At 73.4% G+C, this 19,526-nt stretch carries 19 protein-coding genes and 1 pseudogene; 11 read left to right on the top strand and 9 right to left on the bottom strand.

All coding sequences use genetic code 11. The features are described 5' to 3' along the window. Positions 1-8 precede the first annotated feature (8 nt). Positions 9-1,076, top strand: a complete 1,068-nt coding sequence (locus AB0E24_RS23150; RefSeq protein WP_359379522.1) for a phosphatidylinositol-specific phospholipase C domain-containing protein — start codon at positions 9-11, stop codon at positions 1,074-1,076. 25 nt (positions 1,077-1,101) lie between these two features. Here the strand turns inward: AB0E24_RS23150 and AB0E24_RS23145 are convergent, their stop codons facing one another. Further along, positions 1,102-1,338, bottom strand: coding sequence for a dodecin (locus AB0E24_RS23145; RefSeq protein ID WP_069860459.1), 237 nt, complete (start codon positions 1,336-1,338; stop codon positions 1,102-1,104). Between the two features lie 84 nt (positions 1,339-1,422). After that, on the bottom strand, positions 1,423-1,884 hold the full coding sequence (locus AB0E24_RS23140; protein WP_079259979.1) for a universal stress protein: 462 nt from the start codon (positions 1,882-1,884) through the stop codon (positions 1,423-1,425). A gap of 107 nt (positions 1,885-1,991) precedes the next feature. On the opposite strand from AB0E24_RS23140, the gene AB0E24_RS23135 reads away from it, so the two are divergent. Together AB0E24_RS23135 and AB0E24_RS23130 are read left to right on the top strand one after the other, a co-directional pair. Continuing rightward, complete coding sequence (locus tag AB0E24_RS23135) at positions 1,992-2,843, top strand: metallophosphoesterase family protein (protein ID WP_079259980.1); 852 nt, start codon at positions 1,992-1,994, stop codon at positions 2,841-2,843. A gap of 175 nt (positions 2,844-3,018) precedes the next feature. Then, complete coding sequence (locus AB0E24_RS23130) at positions 3,019-4,311, top strand: cytochrome P450 (protein WP_359379518.1); 1,293 nt, start codon at positions 3,019-3,021, stop codon at positions 4,309-4,311. On the opposite strand, the gene AB0E24_RS23125 is transcribed toward AB0E24_RS23130, so the two are convergent. The 4 genes from AB0E24_RS23125 to AB0E24_RS23110 form a co-directional block, all read right to left on the bottom strand. Beyond that, a complete protein-coding gene (locus tag AB0E24_RS23125) occupies positions 4,274-5,044 on the bottom strand; it encodes a bestrophin-like domain (RefSeq protein WP_069860463.1) in 771 nt (256 codons plus the stop codon). The genes AB0E24_RS23130 and AB0E24_RS23125 overlap by 38 nt on opposite strands. Positions 5,045-5,210: 166 nt before the next feature. Further along, positions 5,211-5,585 (bottom strand): hypothetical protein, encoded by a 375-nt coding sequence (locus AB0E24_RS23120; RefSeq protein WP_359379516.1) that lies wholly within the window; start codon positions 5,583-5,585, stop codon positions 5,211-5,213. A gap of 431 nt (positions 5,586-6,016) precedes the next feature. Continuing rightward, on the bottom strand, positions 6,017-6,838 hold the full coding sequence (locus tag AB0E24_RS23115) for a crotonase/enoyl-CoA hydratase family protein (RefSeq protein ID WP_206333943.1): 822 nt from the start codon (positions 6,836-6,838) through the stop codon (positions 6,017-6,019). Further along, complete coding sequence (locus AB0E24_RS23110; RefSeq protein ID WP_359379513.1) at positions 6,835-8,481, bottom strand: acyl-CoA dehydrogenase family protein; 1,647 nt, start codon at positions 8,479-8,481, stop codon at positions 6,835-6,837. Before AB0E24_RS23110 ends, AB0E24_RS23115 begins: the two co-directional genes overlap by 4 nt. 103 nt (positions 8,482-8,584) lie before the next feature. Between AB0E24_RS23110 and AB0E24_RS23105 the strand changes: the two genes are divergently transcribed. Then, a complete protein-coding gene (locus tag AB0E24_RS23105; protein ID WP_206333945.1) occupies positions 8,585-9,328 on the top strand; it encodes a PaaX family transcriptional regulator C-terminal domain-containing protein in 744 nt (247 codons plus the stop codon). Positions 9,329-10,007: 679 nt separating this feature from the next. On the opposite strand, the gene AB0E24_RS23100 is transcribed toward AB0E24_RS23105, so the two are convergent. Genes AB0E24_RS23100 through AB0E24_RS23090 form a run of 3 tightly spaced genes read right to left on the bottom strand, consistent with a single transcriptional unit; the run spans position 10,008 to position 13,360 of the window. Beyond that, complete coding sequence (locus AB0E24_RS23100) at positions 10,008-11,012, bottom strand: LacI family DNA-binding transcriptional regulator (RefSeq protein ID WP_359379509.1); 1,005 nt, start codon at positions 11,010-11,012, stop codon at positions 10,008-10,010. 47 nt (positions 11,013-11,059) lie between these two features. Then, entirely contained in the window at positions 11,060-12,094 is a 1,035-nt protein-coding gene (locus AB0E24_RS23095; RefSeq protein ID WP_251770956.1) for an acyl-CoA dehydrogenase family protein, read from the bottom strand. 51 nt (positions 12,095-12,145) lie between these two features. Further along, on the bottom strand, positions 12,146-13,360 hold the full coding sequence (locus AB0E24_RS23090) for an acyl-CoA dehydrogenase family protein (RefSeq protein ID WP_435865311.1): 1,215 nt from the start codon (positions 13,358-13,360) through the stop codon (positions 12,146-12,148). A 46-nt stretch (positions 13,361-13,406) separates the two neighbouring features. Here AB0E24_RS23090 and AB0E24_RS23085 point away from each other — a divergent pair, with 46 nt between their 5' ends. The 7 genes and pseudogenes from AB0E24_RS23085 to AB0E24_RS23055 all read left to right on the top strand — a co-directional run bounded on the left by AB0E24_RS23085 (position 13,407) and on the right by AB0E24_RS23055 (position 19,437). Continuing rightward, positions 13,407-14,192, top strand: coding sequence for an SDR family oxidoreductase (locus tag AB0E24_RS23085; RefSeq protein ID WP_069860469.1), 786 nt, complete (start codon positions 13,407-13,409; stop codon positions 14,190-14,192). Between the two features lie 15 nt (positions 14,193-14,207). Then, positions 14,208-14,858: pseudogene (locus AB0E24_RS23080) on the top strand (TetR/AcrR family transcriptional regulator); the annotation flags it as partial. Between the two features lie 137 nt (positions 14,859-14,995). Then, positions 14,996-16,153, top strand: coding sequence for an acetyl-CoA C-acetyltransferase (locus AB0E24_RS23075; protein ID WP_359379503.1), 1,158 nt, complete (start codon positions 14,996-14,998; stop codon positions 16,151-16,153). 152 nt (positions 16,154-16,305) lie between these two features. Continuing rightward, a complete protein-coding gene (locus AB0E24_RS23070) occupies positions 16,306-16,728 on the top strand; it encodes a septal ring lytic transglycosylase RlpA family protein (protein WP_069860471.1) in 423 nt (140 codons plus the stop codon). Between the two features lie 13 nt (positions 16,729-16,741). Beyond that, positions 16,742-17,464 (top strand): cell wall protein, encoded by a 723-nt coding sequence (locus AB0E24_RS23065; protein WP_359379500.1) that lies wholly within the window; start codon positions 16,742-16,744, stop codon positions 17,462-17,464. Next, positions 17,461-18,438: a MauE/DoxX family redox-associated membrane protein gene (locus AB0E24_RS23060; RefSeq protein ID WP_359379497.1), complete on the top strand. Its 978-nt coding sequence runs from the start codon at positions 17,461-17,463 to the stop codon at positions 18,436-18,438. The genes AB0E24_RS23065 and AB0E24_RS23060 overlap by 4 nt, the downstream gene beginning before the upstream one ends. A 138-nt stretch (positions 18,439-18,576) precedes the next feature. Then, on the top strand, positions 18,577-19,437 hold the full coding sequence (locus tag AB0E24_RS23055; RefSeq protein ID WP_069860474.1) for a YhjD/YihY/BrkB family envelope integrity protein: 861 nt from the start codon (positions 18,577-18,579) through the stop codon (positions 19,435-19,437). The last annotated feature ends 89 nt before the right edge of the window (positions 19,438-19,526 follow it).

Below are 19,526 nucleotides of genomic sequence, written 5' to 3'. Positions count from 1 at the left end.
GGGGGCACATGGGCAAGGCGGGGAGTCCGGCGCGCGGTCATGCCCGGCGCACGGGAACGGTGGCGGTCGCCGCGGCGGCCGCCGCACTGTGTCTGACGGCATCCGCGGAGGCCCGGCCCGCCGCGGCGGACGATCCGTCGTATTCCGCCACCACCTCGGTGGGGGTGCACAACGCGTACGAGGACGCCAAGTACCCCTACTTCGCCGACGCGCTGGACTCCGGCGCCTCGCTCCTGGAACTCGATGTGTGGACCAACGCGTTCGGCGCGGGCTGGCGGGTCTCACACAGCAATCCGCTCGGCAACGACAACAACTGCGAGAACGCCGCCGGACCCGGCGAGCTGCGCACCAAGCCCCGCAACCAGAGCCTGGCCGGCTGCCTCGCCGACATGCGGGCCTGGCACCAGGCCCATCCCGGACACCGTCCGATCTTCGTCAAGGTGGAGCTGAAGGACGGCTTCAACGGCAAGAAGGGACGCGGTCCGGGCGACCTCGACGCGCTCCTCGGCGCCACGCTGGGCGACGCGCTGCTGCGTCCGGCGGATGTGGTGGGCGGCCATGCCGACCTCGACGAGGCGGTACGGGCGGACGGCTGGCCGTCCCGCTCGGAGCTCGCGGGCAAGTTCGTCTTCGAGCTGATACCGGGCACGGTCGAGGAGAACAACCCCCTGGACACGCTGTGGACCGACCGTGAGTACGCCACCCATCTGCGGGATCTGTCCGCCGCCGGGAAGCTCGGTCAGGCCGCCGCCTTCCCCGCCGTCCACAACGCCGCCTCGGGCGACCCGCGCACCCGCTACACCGACGCCACGCTCCGGCCGTGGTTCGTGGTCTTCGACGGGGACGCCTCCACGTATGTCACCAGCGGGATCGACACCGCCTGGTACGACGAGCGGCACTACCTGCTGATCATGACGGACGCGCACAACGTGGCCCCCGCGATCGACGGCACCAACCCCACCGAGGCCCAGGCCAGGGACCGGGTGTCCGAACTCGCCGCCCGCCACGCCAGCTTCGCCACCGCCGACTGGTATCCGCTGCCGTCCGTGCTGTCCACCGTCGTCCCCCGTGGCTGAGCACGCGCCCGCCGGGGCCGCGGGGTCAGCCGGCCCGGTTCCCGGTGCCGGAGTCGGGGTCCTCGAGCCGGAAGCCGACCTTCAGACCCACCTGGTAGTGCGCGATCCGGCCGTTCTCGATATGCCCGCGCACCTGGCCGACCTCGAACCAGTCGAGATTGCGGAGCGTTTTCGAGGCACGGCCGATGGCGCAGCGGATCGCGTCGTCGACGCTCTCGCTGGACGAGCCGACGATCTCGGTCACCCGGTAGATGTGGGCCATCGCAGTCTCCCCGGTGCGTGGGGCGGTCCGTTCGCTTCTCCCACCGTGCCTCACCACGCGGGGCTCCGCGAGCCGGCAGGGGCTCTAGGGCACCACGGTGACCGGCCAGCGCCCCGCCTTGACCAGCCGTACCGCCACCGAGCCGATGAAGCGGTGCCCGGCCTGCTCGGACGCGCCCACCACCACGGCGTCGGCCTTCAGCTCATCGGCCGCCTGGACCAGTCCGTTGTACGGATCGCCCCGGAAGGTGTGGAACTCCCAGCGCACCTCGAAGGCGCCGCGCAGCCGTTCGGCGGCCTGCCGGATCTCCCCCATCAGCTCCTCGGCCACCTCGCCCGTGGTGTCGGCCACCGATGCCCCCAGCGCGGCCCCGGCCGCCAGCACCGGCTGGATGTAGACCACGGCGAGCAGCGCCTTCTGCCGTCTGGCCAGTCCGGAGGCGTAGGCCGCGGCACGCCAGGAGGATTCGGAACCGTCCAGTCCGACCACGATGACCTTCGGTCCGTCGGTTCCCCGTTCAAAAGACGGAGGGAGTTTGTCCACCACATCTGCGAGGCTAGCGCCAGGGACGGTCCGGTGATCAACCGGCCCGTAACCGCGGTGCCCGCGCACCGCGACCGCGTCATGACCGCCACCGTACGACAGGAGAAACAATGGGTGGCACCCACGGGGGCGAACTCCTCGCAATCAGCGACCTTCATGTGGCCTATCCGGAGAACCGGGCGATCGTGGAGCGGCTGCGGCCCGGCTCCGACGACGACTGGCTGATCGTCGCGGGGGACGTCGGCGAGGTGTTCTCCGAGATCGAGGAGGTCCTCGGCCTGCTGAGCGAGCGTTTCGCCAAAGTCATCTGGTCACCGGGAAACCACGAACTGTGGACCCATCCCAAGGACCCCTTGGAAGTCCGGGGGGTGGCTCGCTACGAGGCGCTGGTGGAGATGTGCCGGGCCAAGGGCATCGTCACCCCCGAGGACCCCTACCCCCTCTGGGAGGGCATCGGCGGGCCGCTGGTCATCGCCCCGCTGTTCCTGCTCTACGACTACACCTTCCGGCTCGACGGACTGGCCACCAAGGAGGCCGCGCTGGCCCACGCCCACGAGGCGGGCGTGGTCTGCACCGATGAGCACTTCCTGCACCCCGACCCGTACCCCACCCGCGACGCGTGGTGCCGGGCCCGGGTCGCCGAGACCGAGGCCCGGCTGGCGGCCGTCGACCCGGAGCTGCGGACCGTGCTCATCAACCACTGGCCGATGACCCGGCTGCCCACCCGGGTGCTGCGCTACCCCGACTTCGCGCTGTGGTGCGGCACCGAGCTGACCGCCGACTGGCATGTGCGGTTCCGGGCCGAGACCGTCGTCTACGGCCATCTGCACATCCCCCGGACCACGGTGGAGGACGGGGTGAAGTTCCAGGAGGTCTCGGTCGGCTACCCCCGGGAGTGGAAGGCCCACGGCCGGCTGCCGGAGGACCCGCTGCGCCGGATCCTCCCGGTGCCGGTGCCGTAGGGGCGCGTGAGGCAGGGCCGGGATGCCTGATGGGCCGAGGGGGACGAGTGAGGCCCAGGGCATCCGGCGGCCTTGGGGCGTCCTGATGGGCTGAGGGCGTCCTGATGGGCTGAGGCGTCCGATGGGCCGAGGGCGTCTTGACGGGCCCGGAGGGCGGCGCCGTACGGTCTCGGCTGTGAACCCTGTCGAGGCGTTCCTTCCCGAGACCTACACCGCCGGTGTGCCCTACGCGCTCTTCGCCGAACTGCGCGCCACCCGCCCGGTCTGCCGGATAGACGAGCCCGCGGTCGGGGCCTGGCCGGCCGGCCCCGGCTTCTGGGCGGTGTTCCGGCACGCCGACGTCAAACACGTCCTGCGCACCCCCGAGGTCTTCTCCTCCCACCTCGGGGCCACCCAGATCCGCGACCCCGACACCCCCGCCGATCTGGAGTTCGTGCGGGCGATGATGCTCAACCAGGACCCGCCCGACCACTCCCGCACCCGCCGTATCGTCGCCGCGGCCTTCACCCCCCGCGCCGTACGGGAGCTGGAGGCGGTCATCGAGGAGCGTGCGGTGGCGCTCGTGGACTCAGTGGCCGGGCGCGGCGAGGCCGACTTCGTGGAGCTCGCCGCCGATCTGCCGGTCTGGACCCTCGCCCATGTGATGGGCGTCCCCGAGGGCGACCGGCGGCTGCTGTTCGACTGGGCCGGCAGGGTTATCGGCTACCAGGACGCCGACTACGCCGGACTGTCCACCGCGGCCCAGGAGGAGCTCAGCCCCATGGCGCGCGCCGCCCTCGTCCGCAGACCCGACTCGGCGCCGCGCCGCCCCGACGGCCGGCCGATGAACCCGCGCTCCCGCGAGGCCCTGGCCGATATGTTCGCCTATGCCCACGCACTCGCCGAGCGGCCCCGGCCGGGCAGTGTGATGGCGCGGATGCGGGAGGGCGGGCTGAGCCGGGACGAGTTCGAGAACATGTTCTTCCTCTTCGCCGTGGCGGGCAACGAGACGCTGCGCAACGGCATCCCCGGCGGGCTGCTCACCCTCCTCGACCACCCCGACAGCCTGCGGCTGCTGCTCGACCGGCCCGAGCTGACCGGCTCAGCGGTGGAGGAGATGCTGCGCTTCTGGCCGCCCGTCATCGACTTCCGGCGCACCGCCACCCGCGATGTGGAACTGGGCGGACAGCTCATCCGGCGGGGTGAGAAGGTCGTCGTCTTCCACGCCTCGGCCAACCGCGACGAGACGGTCTTCACCGACCCCGACCGCTTCGACATCACCCGCGCCCCCAACGACCATCTGAGCTTCGGCTTCGGACCGCATGTCTGCCTGGGCGCGCATCTGGCCCGCGTCCAGATGCGGGCCATCCTGCGCGCCACCCTGGACCGGCTGCCGGGGCTGCGCCGGGCGGGTGAGCCGGTGCGGCTGACCTCCAACTTCCAGAACGGGCTCAAGACCCTCCCCGTGCGCTGGGGAACAGATCGGTGAAGGCCGTGGTCGAGTCGCCGACCGACCGTCCGAAGGGCTCGTCGAAGTCCCACACCAGGAAGAGCAGGAAGACGATGAGCGCGGTGAACATCACCGCGAGCAGCAGTTCCCGGGGCGAGCGGCGGATCTGGAGGGTGAAGACCAGCCCGATCACCAGCGCCGCGCCCAGCACCAGGCCGAACCAGACCAGAGGGGGCATCGTGGGCCCCGCGCTCTGCTGCCGGGCGGTGCGCGCGTCGTCCACCGCGGCCACCTGATCCACCATCGGCTGATACGCCTGCGACTGGAGATCGCTGTGCGGAGTCGCGAAGGTGACATCGCGGCGCAGGGTGGTCAGCAGCTTGGTGCCGCGGTCGGTGAGTTCGCCCTTGTCGATCATCACCTTCCACTCGGTGTGCACCACATGGCGCACATACGCGTCCACGTCGTCACGGATCCGGTCGCGCACCGGGCCGGGGTAGACGCTGGCCCGCTCGGCCACCTCGTGCAGCGCCTGCGCCTCCGTACGGACCCCGTCCTGCGCGGCGGAGCGACCCTCCCAGACACCGGCGATCGCCAGGCCCAGCACGATCGCGTAGACCACGCCGATCATCATGATCATGTAGTCGAGGACATCGGGGGTCTCGTCCGGATCGTCATCCTCCCCGAGCCGACGGGAGTTGAGGACCGCCCCGGTCACCACGACCGCGCAGGTCCCGGCCATCACCAGGGTCATAATCAGCCATTCGGGCATGGATAGCCTCCCAAGCGGTTCGGCGGTGCGCTGTCAGCCACGCCGTCCGCCACGCCCGCCGCGCGTGCCGGAGCGCGAACGCGGGCGGAGAGCGGCGGCCGCGAGGACCGCGGGCGCGGTGAGCAGCAGGGTGAAGGTGACCAACGAGGTCCCGTTGTCGGGCTTCTCACGCGTGGGTTTCTGATACGCGTGCATCTCGACGGCACGGGTCCTGGCCGGTGCGGGAGCCGGCGTGGGGGGTGATGCCGGAGGCTTGGTGCGCGGGGGCGAGGGCGGGGGCGGAAACGCCGGCGCGAGTGTGGGCCCCGGCGCGGGGAGCCGCGGAGTGGGCGTGGGGGAGGGGGCCCGCGGTGTCGGGGTGGGTGCGGGAGTGGCACTCCGGGTCGGTGTGGGGGTGGGCGTAGGCGTCGGTGTGGCGGACGGGCTGGGGGTGGGCGTTGGGGACGGTGTCGGCGTGGGGGTGGGCGTCGGTGTGGGCGTGGCAGTGGGCGTAGGCGTCGGTGTGGGGGTCGGCGTGGGCGTGGGGGTCGGCGTGGGGCACCAGCCGAACCGGGCGATGAAGCGGACGCGGCTCGCCGATGCCGCGACGCAGACGCACAGGCCGGGACCGATCCGGATCCGCACCGAGGCGTGCGGTCCGTCGTCCGGGCCTCCCGCCCCGGCCCCGGACCGGGCATCGGCCGTCGGCCGGGGGGAGGCGGGCGCGGCCGCCGGACCGACACCGCCCTCCTCGGCCAGGGCTGTCGCCCCCGCCGAGGCGAGAAGAAGGGCAGTGGTCAGGACCCCCGCACGCCATACGCGCTGCCATCGCTTCACGAGGAGATGTTCGGCCGAACGGGCGCCTGCCAGCCGGGTGAACGCCTGGATTCCCTCGAATAGGGGAATGAACCCGGATATCGGCGCATCGAGGTTTAGCCGAGGACATTCATCCGACGTGCGCTCAGCTCGCCCCGTGACGGGTTCCGTTCCTGGTCAGAGCTGGCCGAAGCTCCCATGCCGACCCGCGCCCGCCGCGAACCGCGCCGCGCCGTCCAGCCCCTCGGCCAGTGTGGTCTGGCCATGGCGCAGCTCCCGCGCCATGGCCTCGTCCTCCGGCAGCCCCTCCTGCTCCAGCAGCGAGGCCCGGTCCGAGCGCAGACACGTCTGTGGGAAGCGGGCGATCTCGGCCGCCAGCCGCTCCGCCTCCGCGCGTGCCCGCCCCGGCGGTACGAGGCGGTTGGCGAGCCCGATGGCGTACGCCTCGTCGGCTGCCACCGGCCGGCCCGTCAGCACCAGGTCCATCGCCCGGCTCGCACCGATCAGCCGTGGCAGCCGTACCGTTCCACCGTCGATCAGCGGGACGCCCCAGCGGCGGCAGAACACCCCGAAGACCGCGTCCTCCTCGGCGACTCGCAGATCGCACCAGAGCGCCAACTCCAGTCCGCCCGCCACGGCGTGGCCGCTGACCGCCGCGATCACCGGCTTGGACAGCCGCAGCCGGGTGGGCCCCATCGGGCCGTCGCCGCCCTCGGCCACGCGATTGCCGCGTGGTGTGCCGACCGCCTTCAGATCGGCGCCCGAGCAGAAGGTGCCGCCCTCGCCCCACAGCACCGCGACCCGCGCCTCGGGGTCGGCGTCGAAGGCGCGGAAGGCGTCGGCCAGCGCCGTGGCGGTCGCGCCGTCCACGGCGTTGCGCACCTCGGGGCGGGAGAGCACGACCGTGGTGACCGGGCCCTCCCGCTCGGTGCGAACCGTAAGGGGCGCACCGGCCGCGTCCGCGGCCTCCGGGCCCGCCGCGCCGTCCGTGGGCGTCACCGCGCGTCCTTCGGACGGGCGCGCTCCAGGATCGGGCCGGTGTCCGTACCGGGCGGCAGGGTGCCGAAGGCGTGCCCCCAGTCCCCGTCGAGCCGCGAGGCGCAGAACGCGTCGGCGACCGCGGGGTGGCTGTACCGCACCAGCAGGCTGCCCTGGAGCACCAGCGTCATCTGCTCGGCCAGCCGGCGCGCCAGCAGCTGCGCCCGCTCGGGGTCGGCGAGCTGCGGCAGCAGCCCGCGCAGCCGGTCCACGGCCGCGTCCAGCCGGGCGTCGGCCCCGGCCGCGGCGTCGACCTCGGCGAGGAACGCCTCCAGGGCGCCGTTGTCGCGGCCCAGCGCGCGCAGCACGTCGAGCGCGGCGACATTCCCCGAGCCCTCCCAGATCGACAGCAGGGGTGCCTCGCGATACAGGCGCGGCATCCCGGACTCCTCCACATAGCCGTTGCCACCCAGGCATTCCAGGGCCTCGGCGGCGTGGGTGGCGCCGCGCTTGCACACCCAGTACTTGCTCACCGCGAGCCCCAGCCTGCGCAGCGCCGCCGCGCCCTCGTCCCCGGCCTCCGCGCCGTCCAGGGCGGCCGCGAGCCGCATCGCGAGCGTCGTGGCCGCCTCCGACTCGACCGCAAGATCGGCCAGTACATTGCGCATCAGCGGTTGGTCGACCAGGTCGGCGCCGAACGCCCGGCGGTGCTCGGCGTGGTGCAGCGCCTGCCGCAGCCCTGCCCGCATGCCGGCCGCCGAGCCGATGACACAGTCCAGCCGGGTGACGTTGACCATCTCCACGATGGTCCGCACGCCGCGGCCCGGTTCGCCGACCCGCCAGGCCACGGCGGACTCGTACTCGATCTCGGCCGACGCGTTCGAGCGGTTGCCCAGCTTGTTCTTGAGCCGCATCAGCCGCAGCGGGTTGCGGCTGCCGTCCGGCAGCACCCGGGGCACCAGGAAGCAGGTGAGCCCCTCCTCCGTCTGGGCCAGCGTCAGGAAGACATCGCTCATCGGCGCGGAGGTGAACCACTTGTGGCCGGTGAGGACATAGCGGCTGGCACCGTCCGGTACGGCCCGGGTGGTGTTGGCGCGGACGTCCGAGCCGCCCTGCTTCTCCGTCATCGACATGCCCGCGATCAGGCCCCGCTTGCCGAGCGGCGGCCGCAGCCCGAAGTCGTAGGTGCGGGCGGCCAGCAGCGGTTCGTACCCGGCGGCGAGCTCCGGTTCGGCGCGCAGCGCCGGGACCGCGGCGTACGTCATGGAGATGGGGCAGCCATGGCCGGGCTCGGCCTGCGCGAAGGCGTAGAACTTGGCCGCGCGCACCAGATGGGCGCCGGGGCGGCTCTCGCTCCACGCGGCCGCGTGCTGGCCGCTCTCCACGGCCACGCCCATCAGCTGGTGGTAGGCGGGGTGGTACTCGACCTCGTCGACGCGATGGCCGTAGCGGTCGTGGGTGTGCAGCACCGGGGGGTGCTCCTCGGCCATCCGCGCCCAGTCCTGGACCTCGGCGGAACCGGCCCGCGCGCCCAGCTCCCGCACCTCCCGCTCGCCCCAGCCGCCGCCGTGCCGCCGCAGGGCCTCCAGCAGGGCGGGCTCGTCCGCCGTGCTGAAGCCGACGAGCGGCGGGGCCTGGTTGAGGACCTCGTGCGTAGCGCTCATGGCAGACATCTCCTCGTTCGCGGTCTCCCGGGGGCGGCCGGGGTGGTCTTACACTTCCATAATGCGCGATGGGGAACTGTAATGGATAGGGTTTCGCGTAACCATGGACGACACCGGAACGCTCACCCTGCGGCCGCTGACCGCGCGCTCGATCGTGCTCAGCACCCTGCTGGGCCATCACCCGCCCCAGCTGCCCGCCCGCGCGCTGGTGCGCGTCGGCGCGCTCTTCGGCACCGCCGAGGGCACCATCCGGGTCGCGCTCACCCGTATGGTCGCGGCCGGTGACCTGGAGCAGAGCGGCGGCACCTACCGGCTCACCGACCGGCTGCTGGCCCGCCAGGCGCGGCAGGACGACAGCCGTGCTCCCCGCACCCGGCGCTGGAGCGGCGACTGGGAGATCGCGGTCGTCACCTCCGACCGCCGCGAGGCGGCCGAGCGGGCCGCCCTCCGCCAGGCCATGGCCGCCCTGCGCCTGGCCGAACTGCGCGAGGGCACGTGGATGCGCCCCGCCAACCTCGTCCACCCGCGCCCGGACGTCGCCGCCGAGCAGTGCGGCTGGTTCACCGGCGCGCCGGAAGGCGATCCGGCCGAGCTCGCCGCGCGCCTGTGGGACCTGGACGGCTGGGCCCGCCAGGCCAGGCTGCTCGGCGCGGCGCTGGACGCCGCGGAGGAACCGGCCGAGCGCTTCACCGTCGCGGCCGCGGCCCTCCGCCACCTCCTCGCCGACCCCGTCCTTCCCGCCCGCCTGCTGCCGAAGGACTGGCCGGGCGCGGCCCTGCGACGCCGCTACGACGCGTTCGAACGGGACTTCCGGGCTTGGCTGCCGCGGTATGCGGGGGGTGGCTGAGCGGGCGCCTCCGCGGCGGGCTGGCGGTACGGGTTGCCCGGCTCGGGTTGGTTTGCTTGGGTTGCTCGGCTCGGTTGGGTGCGGGTTTCGTCTCGCGCCTTCGGCGCATTTGAGCAGCGGGGCAGGGGGCGGGGGGCGCGGCACCGCCGCCGGGCGCCGGCCCGGTGGGTGTGGGCGCCGGTGGCGGCGCCCCTGGCCGAGGGCTGGGGTCGGCGCCGGACAGCCGCGAGGGGTTGGGGTACCCCCTCCGAAAACGTTTGACAAATTAGTTGCTTCAGATCAAGCGTTTTTTCAACGGGTACCCGGAGGAGCCGCCAGCCCAGCACCAAGCAGCCCCCTCCGGTGCCACGGCCCCACCGTTTTCCAGCCCCTGGCAGCCCCGCCCCGACCTGGGCACACGACAGCCACCCGGCCCCCGCCACCTACGCCCCCCACCTCTCTCCAGCCCGGCACCGGCCTCGGCTTCCGGCCTCCGGTGCCGCCCCCGGCGTCCACACCCACCGGCCCGGCGCTCGGCGACGAGGCCCGCGCCCCCGCCTCCCTGCCCCGCTGCTCAATTGCGCCGAAGGCGCGAGACGAAACCCGCACCCAACCGAGCCGAGTAGTCCAAGCCCCCCACGACAGGGCCACCTCGAGGTCACCTCGAGGCCACCCCGAGGGCACCGTGTCGCGCGCCCGGCTACGCCGACTCGCGGAGCACCAACTCGGTGGGAAGAACCAGCGCCGGTTCTATCGGCTCGCCCGCCGTCAGGCGGAGCAACTGGCGGGCCAGGCGGCAGCCGATTTCGGCTATGGGCTGGCGCACGGTGGTCAGCGGGGGCTCGGTGTAGCCCGCGGGCTCGATGTCGTCGAAGCCGACCACCGCCACGTCCTCCGGCACCCTTCGCCCGGCCCGGCGCAGCGCCCGCAGTACCCCGATCGCCATCAGGTCGGAGGCCACGAACACCCCGTCCAGCCCCGGCTCCCGGTCCAGCAGCTCCCGCATCGCGACCGCCCCGGACTCCTGGGTGAAGTCCCCGACCGCCACGTACGCCTCCAGCCGCGCACCGGCCAGCGCCACCCGGTAGCCCGAGAGCCGGTCGATCCCGGCCACCATGTCCTGGGGACCGGCGACCGTGGCGATACGGGTGCGCCCGGAGCGGATGAGATGCTCGACGGCCAGCGCCGCGCCCGCCGCGTTGTCCACTCCCACGTACGGCGGCGACGCTGGGCCCGGCACCCGCTCGTTGCAGACCACCGGGATGCCCATCCGGACCAGCGCGGCCGGCAGCGGATCGGCGCCGTGCATCGACGCCACCATGACGCCGTCGACATGGCGGGCCAGGGCGAAGCGCTCGATGCGGTCACGGCTGGCGGGGGAGCGGGCCATCATCAGCACCAACTGCTTGTCCGCGGCCTCCAGCTCCTGGCTCACCCCGCGCACCACGCCCGGGAAGAACCGGTCGTCGGAGAAGACCCGGCCCGGCTCCTCGGGGAGCACCAGCGCGAAGGAGTCGGTGCGCTGGGTGACGAGGCTGCGGGCGGCCTGGTTGGGGATATAGCCCAGCTCCTGGATGGCACTCAGGACCGCCTCACGGCTGTCCTCGCCGACCTTCGTGGAACCGTTGACGACACGGGAGACGGTGGCGCGCGAGACGCCGGCGCGGCGCGCCACGCTCTCCAGGGTGGGCCGTGGCCGGTGCATCCGCGCATACCTCGCTGTTCGCTCACTGATGGTCGATACAGCATGGATCAAGACCGGTCAGGGCGCGAGGACGCGGCAGCGAGGACGCGGGAGCGGCAGACCGACGGGGAGCCCCAGGCGGTACGCAGGGCGCGGGCCTTGCGGATCCACAGCGAGAGGTCGTACTCGTCGGTGTAGCCGAGCGCGCCGTGCAGTTGGAGGGCGGTGCGCGCCGCCGTGTACGCGGCCTCCCCGGCGGCCACCTTCGCCGCGGCGACCTCCGCGCGGGCCCCGTTCGCGGGCCTCGCCGCGAGCGCGACCGCGGCCCCGTACAGCAGCGGCCGGGCGAACTCCAGCCCGATGAGCGCGTCCGCCAGCCGGTGCTTCACCGCCTGGAACGAGCCGATCGGGCGGCCGAACTGAGTGCGCTGCTTGACGTACGCCGCAGTGCGCTCCACCAGCGCGAGCCCGGTCCCCAGGGACAGCGCGGCCGTGGCGAAGGCGGCCCAGTCCGCGGCGCGCGCGGCGGCCGTGGCCACGGCCGGGCCCCGGGCGAGCGGCTCACCGCCCGGCAGCGGCCGGGCCAGTCGGCGGGCCGGGTCGAACGAGGGCTGGACCGACCCGTGCCCCGGGGCCAGCCACAGCTCCTCGCCCTCGACGGCGAAGACGGCGTCGGCGGCGTCCGCGTCCAGCGCGTACGGCCCGCCGTCGGCCGCCGCGAGCGTCACCAGCGCCCGCCCGTCGGCGATCCGGGGCAGCCAGTGTCCGGCCGCCTGTCCGGCCCGCGCCGTACCTCCCTGGGCGAGCGCGGCCAACAGCACCGCGGCGGCGGCCGTCTCGGCCAGGGGCCCCGGCACGGCGTGCCGCCCCGCCGCGACATACGCCACGCCCAGCTCCACCGGCAGCGGCCCGACGCCCTCGTACGCCTCCGGTACGGCCAGCCCGGTCACCCCGGCTTCGGCGAGCCGCCCCCACACGGCACGCCCCGGCGCATGCTCGCCGCGCGCCCACGCCCGGACGGCGCGCGGCGTGTCGGCCGCGCCGAGCATCCGGTCCAGGGTGCGGCCGAAGTCCGTCTGCGCCTGATCCAGCATGAATTCCATCCAGGCGTTCCCCTCGTCAACCACTGGTCCGGTCACCGGCGACACCACAGCTCACCGGCGCCCCTTCGGAAGCCCCAGCAGCCGCTCGGCGATGATGTCGCGCTGGATCTCATTGGTGCCCGCGTAGATCGGCCCCGCGAGGGCGAAGGTGTAGCCGTCGGACCAGGGGTCGGGCGCGGCGGGGTCGTCCGCGGTGTCGGCGAGTTCGCCGTAGGGACCGAGCAGGTCCAGGGCCGTCTCGTGGAGGGCGATGTCCAGCTCCGACCAGAAGACCTTGTTCAGGCTGGACTCGGCCCCGAGCGAGCCCCCGGCGGCCAGCCGGGAGGCGCCCGCGTAGGCGAAGAGCTCATACGCGCGGGCGCGGATCACCGCGTCGGCGACCCGGTCGCGCACCGCGGCCGCCTCGGCCGCCCCGCTCCCCGGCGCGTCCGCCCGCTCCCGCCACAGCGCCACCAGCCGCCGCGCCGCCGCGGTGAACCGCCCTGGGCTGCGCAGGGTCAGTCCGCGCTCATTGCCCGCCGTGCTCATCGCGATGCGCCAGCCCTGCCCCGGCTCGCCGATGACGTCCTCGTCGGGGACGAACACCTCGTCGAGGAAGAGCTCGGCGAAGGCGGGCTTGCCGTCCAGGCGGCCGATGGGGCGCACGGTCACACCGGGCGCGTCCAGGGCGAACATCAGATACGTGAGCCCCCGGTGCGGTGCGTCCGCCGCCGGATCGCTGCGGAACAGCCCGAAGGCCCGGTCGGCGAAGGCCGCCCGGGACGACCAGGTCTTCTGCCCGCCGAGCAGCCAGCCGCCGTCGGCGCGGCGGGCGGTGGAGCGCAGCGAGGCGAGGTCGGAGCCCGACTCCGGCTCGGACCACGCCTGGGCCCAGATCGTCTCGCCACACGCCATCGGCGGCAGGATCCGGGCGCGCTGCTCGGCGCTGCCGTGCTCGAAGAGGGTGGGGGCGAGCAGGCTGATCCCGTTCTGGCTGACCCGGCCTGGCGCGCCCGCCGCGTAGTACTCCTCCTCGAACAGCAGCCACTCGACCAGCGAGGCGCCCCGGCCGCCGTACTCCTCGGGCCAGGTCACCACCGACCAGCGGTCCGCCGCGAGCATGCGCTCCCAGGCGCGGTGCGCCGCGAACCCCTCGGCGGTCTCCAGGGAGGGCAGGGCGGTGGTGGGCGTGTGTGCGGCCAGCCACCGCCGGGCCTCGGCCCGGAAGGCCAGCTGCCCTTCGCTGAGATCGAGGTCCACCGGACGCCTCCCCCTCCATCCCGCCATCGGACGCTTCCCTAACAAGTGTTTGGTAGGTTACCGTGGCGTTGTGATGGACAACAAGGCGCCGTACGTCCCCGGCCACGGCCTCCTTACCGGTCGCACGGCCGTCATCACCGCCGCCGCGGGCGCCGGAATCGGCGGCGCCACGGCCCGCCGGTTCCTGGAGGAGGGCGCGCGTGTCGTCCTCGGCGACGCCCATGGGCGCCGTCTCAAGGAGACGGTGGCCGCGCTCGCCGGGGAGTTCGGCGAGGAGCGGGTCGCCGGATGCGTCAGCGATGTGACCGACGAGGCGCAGATCGCCGCGTTGTACGACCTCGCCGAGGAGCGCCACGGACGGCTGGACGCGGTGGTCAACAACGCCGGGCTCGGCGGCACCGCCCTGCTGACCGAGATGACCGACGAGCAGTGGGACAAGGTCATCGACGTCACCCTGAACGGCACCTTCCGCTGTACTCGCGCCGCGCTGCGCCGGATGAAGGCCGGTGGCCACGGCGGGGTCGTGGTCAACAACGCCTCGGTCGTCGGCTGGCGCGCCCAGGCCGGCCAGGCCCACTACGCGGCGGCCAAGGCGGGCGTCATGGCGCTCACCCGCTGCGCCGCGGTCGAGGCCGCCGGGTACCGGGTGCGGGTCAACGCGGTCTCGCCCAGCCTGGCCATGCATCCGCATCTGGCGAAGGTCACCACCCCCGAACTGCTGGCCGAGCTCACCGAGCGCGAGGCGTTCGGCCGGTACGCCGAGCCCTGGGAGGTGGCCAACGTCATCGTCTTCCTGGCCAGCGGCTACTCCTCGTACATGACGGGCGAGACGGTGTCCGTGAGCAGCCAGCACGCATGAGGCGAGAATGAGAACGTGCCGAATTCCACCAGGAACCGCGCTTCCACCGGAAACAGTGCGAAGAACAGCGAGAAGAAGACGACCGTGAGCCCGTCCCCCGAGCGGCGACGCGAACTGCTCTCGACCGCGGCGGAGGTCTTCGCCGCGCAGGGCTACAACGCGACCACCGTCCGCCGGATCGCCGACGAGGCGGGGATGCTCGCGGGCAGCCTCTACTACCACTTCGACTCCAAGGAGTCGATGGTCGACGAGATCCTCTCCACCTTCCTGGACGAGCTCTGGGCCGGGTACGAGGCGGTGCTCGGCGCCGGACTCGGCCCCCGGGAGACCGTCGAGGCACTGGTGACCGAGTCCTTCCGGGAGATCGACCGGCACCGCGCCGCCGTCGCGATCTACCAGAAGGAGTCCAAACACCTGTCCGCCCAGCCGCGCTTCGGCTATCTCACCGAGTCACAGCGGAGGTTCGAGCGGGCGTGGCTGGGCACGCTGGAGCGCGGCGTGGCCGAGGGGGTCTTCCGCGCCGACCTCGACATCCGGCTGGCGTACCGCTTTCTGCGCGACACGGTATGGGTCGCCGCGTCGTGGTACCGGCCGGGCGGACAGCACAGCCCGGAGGAGATCGCCCGCCAGTATCTGTCGATGGTCCTGGACGGCATCACTCCGCGAGAACCACAAGACGAGCGAGAACCACGAGCAGAGCGAAAACCACGAGCAGAGCAAGTAGCACAAGCAGAGCGAGAACGACCGGCAGAGCGAGAACGACCGTAAGACCGTCATGACCTGAGGGACCTCAAGGAGCTGCCATGCCCGAGGCATACATCGTCGAAGCGGTAAGGACGCCGGTGGGTCGGCGGAAGGGCGGGCTCGCCTCCGTCCACCCCGCCGACCTCGGCGCACACATCCTGCGCACGCTGATGGAGCGCTCGGGCGCCGATCCGGCCGCCGTCGAGGACGTCGTCTTCGGCTGTCTGGACACCGTGGGCCCGCAGGCCGGGGACATCGCGCGCACCTGCTGGCTGGCCGCCGGGCTCCCGGAGGAGGTGCCGGGCGTGACCGTCGACCGGCAGTGCGGCTCCTCGCAGCAGGCCCTGCACTTCGCCGCCCAGGCGGTGCTCTCCGGCACCCAGGACCTGGTGGTCGCGGGCGGGGTGCAGAACATGTCGATGGTGCCCATCGGCTTCGCCAGCCGTCAGGCGTCCGAGCCCCTGGGGCTGACCGAAGGCCCCTTCGCGGGCTCCGAGGGGTGGCGGGCGCGCTACGGCGACCGGCCGGTCAGCCAGTTCTACGGAGCCGAGCTGATCGCCGAGAAGTGGGGCATCACCCGCGAGGCCATGGAGGAGTTCGCCCTGGGCTCGCACCGGCGGGCGCTGCGCGCCATCGACGAGGGCCGCTTCGACCGCGAGGTGGTCCCGTTCCGGGATGTTCTGGTGGACGAGGGGCCGCGCCGGGACACCAGCCTGGAGAAGATGGCCGCACTCAAGCCGATCATCGAGGGCGGACGGCTCACCGCCGCGCTCTCCTCGCAGGTCTCCGACGGCGCCGCAGCCCTGCTGCTCGCCTCCGAACAGGCCGTGAGGGAGCACGGTTTGACCCCGCGCGCCCGAGTGCACCATCTGTCGGTACGTGGCGAGGACCCGATCCGGATGCTGTCCGCGCCCATCCCGGCGACAGCGCACGCGCTGAAGAAGACCGGGCTGACCATCGGCGACATCGACCTGGTCGAGATCAACGAGGCGTTCGCCCCCGTCGTGCTGGCCTGGCTGAAGGAGACCGGCGCCGACCCCGAGCGGGTCAATGTCAACGGCGGCGCCATCGCCCTGGGCCACCCGCTCGGTGCCACCGGCGCCAAGCTGATGACGACACTCCTGCACGAACTGGAGCGCACCGGCGGCCGCTACGGGCTCCAGACCATGTGCGAGGGTGGCGGCCAGGCGAATGTGACGGTCGTCGAGCGGTTGTGAGGGCCTCGGCCGCCGGCTCGCCGGACGGAGTCCTACGCGTCGTCGAGCGGTTGTGAGGACTCCGACCGGACCCCTTCCCGTGGCGACCGCGCCCGGCCCCGCAGATGATGGTGCTGCTCCGAGGGCCGGACCCAAGCCGGGAGGACAGCGCCATGGCGTGCGGATCGACCAAGCTCTGGAACGGCGAGGCCACCTGGTTCTGTTGTGGCAACTCCTGGGGTCCGTGCGCCACGACGGGCGGCGGCGCGTGCGGCACCTGCCGCTCCAGCGCCCTGCACGCCGCCTGGCCCAACGCCTCCAAGGCGTGCTGGGACATCACCCGGCCGGACCTGTGCGGCGAGGACATACCCCGGCGCGGCTGTGGCTCGGAGATGAAGGTGCGCCACGACTGCTCGGGCGCGAGCGTCTGTGTCACCGTCACCGACTGCGGCCCGCGCACCCGTAGCTTCTGCTCCGAGTCCACCTGCTGCGACGGGGTCTGCCGTACCAACCGGGTCATCGACCTCACCCCCGCCGCCTTCTCCGCCATCGGCAGCCTGAGCTCCGGCACCCTGCCGGTCTCCATCTTCGAATGAGGCGGGCCAGGCCATGAGCGCGTACCGAACCGGCGACCCCCTCGACCGCCGTCGCTTCCTCACCGCCGCCGCTCTCCGCGGCGCCACCGTCATCGGCACGGGAGCGCTGAGCGCGAGCGCCCTGAGCACGGGAGTCCTCGGCACCCGAGCCACCGGAACCACCGGAACCACCGGAGTCATCGGGGCGACAGCCCTGGGCGCCGTGGACGCCGACGCCGCCTTCGCCGCGCCCATACGCCCCCTGGACCCCGCGGTCGCCCGGAGCGCGTTCGCCGAGGGGCGGATCGCCGCGATCAACGGCGACGTCCTGGAGGTCGCGGGCTCCTACGGCGACCACTCCCGGGTGCGGATCACGGGCGCCACCAGCGTCTGGAAGGGCCGGGCCACCACCGCGGCCGATATCGAGACCGGCGACGGACTCTACGCCCGCGGCCTCCCGCTGCCCGACGGCACCCTCGCCGCCGACGCGGTGTGGGTCAACATCGTCAACCTCCACGCCACCATCCGCGGTATCGAGAAGACCCGGCTGCATCTCGCCCACGGGCAGCACGAGATCATCGGCAACCTCATGGCGGAGAGGACCAGCGCCGCGTACGGCGACGCCTCGCCGACCGCCGATCTGTCCCGGCTCACCATCGGACAGAGCGCCCAGGTCCTGGGCGCGTGGCGGCCGTCCGACGGTTCCGTGGACCTCGTACGGGTCGCGGTCGCGCCCGGTGCGGGGAGGCGGCGGTGAGCGCTCTGGCCCGCGACCTCGCCCCGCTGGTGCTCGCCGGGGTGCTCGGACCGGCGGGGGCCGGCAAGCTGTTCGGCCGGGGCACCGCCCGGCAGGCGCCCCGTACCGCGCTCGCTCGGCTGCTGCGCGACGGCGGCCGGGCCGCGCTCTTCCTCCGCGTCCTCGGCGCGGTCGAACTCCTCCTCGCCGCCGCGCTGCTGGCGCCGCCCACCACCCCGCTCCCGGGAGCGGGGGCCGCCCTCCTCGGCGCGGGCTTCCTCGGCTATCTCGGCTACGCCCGCACCGCCGCGCCCGGCTCCTCCTGCGGCTGTACGGCGCGGCAGGAGGCGCCCCTCACCTGGCGCGCCTTCGCCCGCGCCGCCGCGGTTCTCGCGGGCGGTGCCGCGGCGGCCCTGGCGCGGCAGCCCTGGTGGACCGCGGCGGCCCGCCATCCGGCCGCGGCGGCGTGCCTGGTCCTGGCCGCGGCGGTGGCCCTGACGGCCCTCTCCGCCGATCCGGAGCGCCGCTGGCGAATGCCGCTGCGCCGACTCCGGCTGCGGATCGCCGGACATCCGCTCGCCGCGACAGCGACAGCGACAGCGACGGCGACGGCGGCAGCGACGGCGGTGGCGCCTGCGACCACGCAGGCGGCGATGCCGCCCGATGCGGCCGGAGCCCCGCCACCGGTGCCGCTCACCGCGGCCGGAGCGCGGACGGCGGTCCCGGTCGCCGCGACCGTCGAACTGCTGGAGCGCTCCCGCGCCTGGCAGAGCGTCTCCCGTGTGGTGCGCTCCGCTCTGATGGACCACTGGGACGACGGCGGCTGGCGCATCCTCCAGTTCGCCGGGGTGTACGGGGGCGGCACGGCCGCGAGGCCCGTTCTGGTGCTCTTCGCGGTGGACGCCGCGGCCAGCCTGGACACGGTGCGCGAGCCCGCCGTCCGGGTCAGCGTCATCGACGCGGACAGCGGAGCCCCGGTCATGGCCACGGCGTGAGGCCCGCCCAGCGGGCTCGCACGGCCGCCGGGACACCGCATGGGTGCCCCGGGCGAGCTCCCGGCGGAACGTCACCACCCCGAGTAGCCTGGACGGCACTGCCCAGGTCGAGCCGGTGGCGCGGGTAGGGGAGTGGGTATGTCCGAGAATCGGTCCGCGTCCGGCTCCCGGGGGCCCAGATGGTGGCGGCGGCTGGAGGACGCGTTCCACCGGTCGGCGCTCGGACGCGGCTGGCGGCGGGGCAGTGAATTCGAGCTGCTGCACCGCGCGATGGGCTTCGCCGCCCTGGGCTTTCTCACCCTGGTGCCCCTGCTGATCGTGGTGGCCGCGGCCGACCCGGTGAACCGGCTGGGATTCGCCCAGTGGCTGGGCGAGGGCCTCGGACTCTCCCCGACCTCGCGGGACGAGGTGCAGCGGCTGTTCGCCCCGCCCAAGCAGGCGCTGGAGTCCACCACCGCCTTCGGTCTGGCCACGCTCGCCATCTTCGGGCTGCGCTTCGGCACGGTGCTCCAGGTCGGCTACGAGAAGGTGTGGGAGCTTCCGGCCGGCCGCTGGCACACCGTCTGGCGCCATCTGGTGTGGCTCGTGGTGCTGATCTGCTATCTGCTGCTCTCCGCCCATCTGGCGCCCGGTCTCTCCCGGGTGCTGGTGGCGGTGGTGGGCACGGTGCTGTTCTTCTGGTGGTCGCAGCATCTGCTGCTCGGCGGGCGGATCAGCTGGGGCGCCCTGCTGCCCGGCGCGCTGGCCACCGGCGTCGGGCTGCTGGGGCTGCGGGTCTTCTCCCAGCTGGTGTTCTCCCCGCTGATCGCCTCCAGCACGGTCTCCTACGGCCCGGTCGGCACCGTCCTGGTCGTCCAGTCCTGGCTGGTCGGCGTCGGCTTCGTGGTCTTCGGCGGTGCGCTCGTCGGGCGGGTGCTGCACGAGGACTATCTGCGGATGGTGGCATGGCGCCGCAAGAGACACCGCGACCGCGCCAAGGCGGACCCACCGGTCGGCTGACGCCCGGACGACGAGCGTACGGGCCGTTCGGCCCGCCGCCCCCGGTGGTTCCCGCCGACGGTCCGTTTTCATGATCGCCAAGCCTGGCG

Origin of the sequence: Streptomyces malaysiensis subsp. malaysiensis (assembly GCF_040653035.1) — a bacterium.
GTDB lineage: Bacteria > Actinomycetota > Actinomycetes > Streptomycetales > Streptomycetaceae > Streptomyces > Streptomyces malaysiensis.
The sequence above is the reverse complement of the archived record's forward strand: the minus strand, read 5'-3'. Positions and strand labels throughout refer to the sequence as shown.

What these genes read in the sequence shown, in the direction of transcription:
- AB0E24_RS23105 (WP_206333945.1), top strand. Translation starts at nt 8,585, where the DNA reads ATGGACGACACCGGAACGCTCACCCTGCGGCCGCTGACCGCGCGCTCG.
- AB0E24_RS23090 (WP_435865311.1), bottom strand. Translation starts at nt 13,360, where the DNA reads ATGGCGGGATGGAGGGGGAGGCGTCCGGTGGACCTCGATCTCAGCGAA.
- AB0E24_RS23110 (WP_359379513.1), bottom strand. Translation starts at nt 8,481, where the DNA reads ATGAGCGCTACGCACGAGGTCCTCAACCAGGCCCCGCCGCTCGTCGGC.
- AB0E24_RS23070 (WP_069860471.1), top strand. Translation starts at nt 16,306, where the DNA reads ATGGCGTGCGGATCGACCAAGCTCTGGAACGGCGAGGCCACCTGGTTC.
- AB0E24_RS23065 (WP_359379500.1), top strand. Translation starts at nt 16,742, where the DNA reads ATGAGCGCGTACCGAACCGGCGACCCCCTCGACCGCCGTCGCTTCCTC.
- AB0E24_RS23125 (WP_069860463.1), bottom strand. Translation starts at nt 5,044, where the DNA reads ATGCCCGAATGGCTGATTATGACCCTGGTGATGGCCGGGACCTGCGCG.
- AB0E24_RS23075 (WP_359379503.1), top strand. Translation starts at nt 14,996, where the DNA reads ATGCCCGAGGCATACATCGTCGAAGCGGTAAGGACGCCGGTGGGTCGG.
- AB0E24_RS23085 (WP_069860469.1), top strand. Translation starts at nt 13,407, where the DNA reads ATGGACAACAAGGCGCCGTACGTCCCCGGCCACGGCCTCCTTACCGGT.
- AB0E24_RS23145 (WP_069860459.1), bottom strand. Translation starts at nt 1,338, where the DNA reads ATGGCCCACATCTACCGGGTGACCGAGATCGTCGGCTCGTCCAGCGAG.
- AB0E24_RS23095 (WP_251770956.1), bottom strand. Translation starts at nt 12,094, where the DNA reads ATGGAATTCATGCTGGATCAGGCGCAGACGGACTTCGGCCGCACCCTG.
- AB0E24_RS23150 (WP_359379522.1), top strand. Translation starts at nt 9, where the DNA reads ATGGGCAAGGCGGGGAGTCCGGCGCGCGGTCATGCCCGGCGCACGGGA.
- AB0E24_RS23055 (WP_069860474.1), top strand. Translation starts at nt 18,577, where the DNA reads ATGTCCGAGAATCGGTCCGCGTCCGGCTCCCGGGGGCCCAGATGGTGG.
- AB0E24_RS23100 (WP_359379509.1), bottom strand. Translation starts at nt 11,012, where the DNA reads ATGCACCGGCCACGGCCCACCCTGGAGAGCGTGGCGCGCCGCGCCGGC.
- AB0E24_RS23135 (WP_079259980.1), top strand. Translation starts at nt 1,992, where the DNA reads ATGGGTGGCACCCACGGGGGCGAACTCCTCGCAATCAGCGACCTTCAT.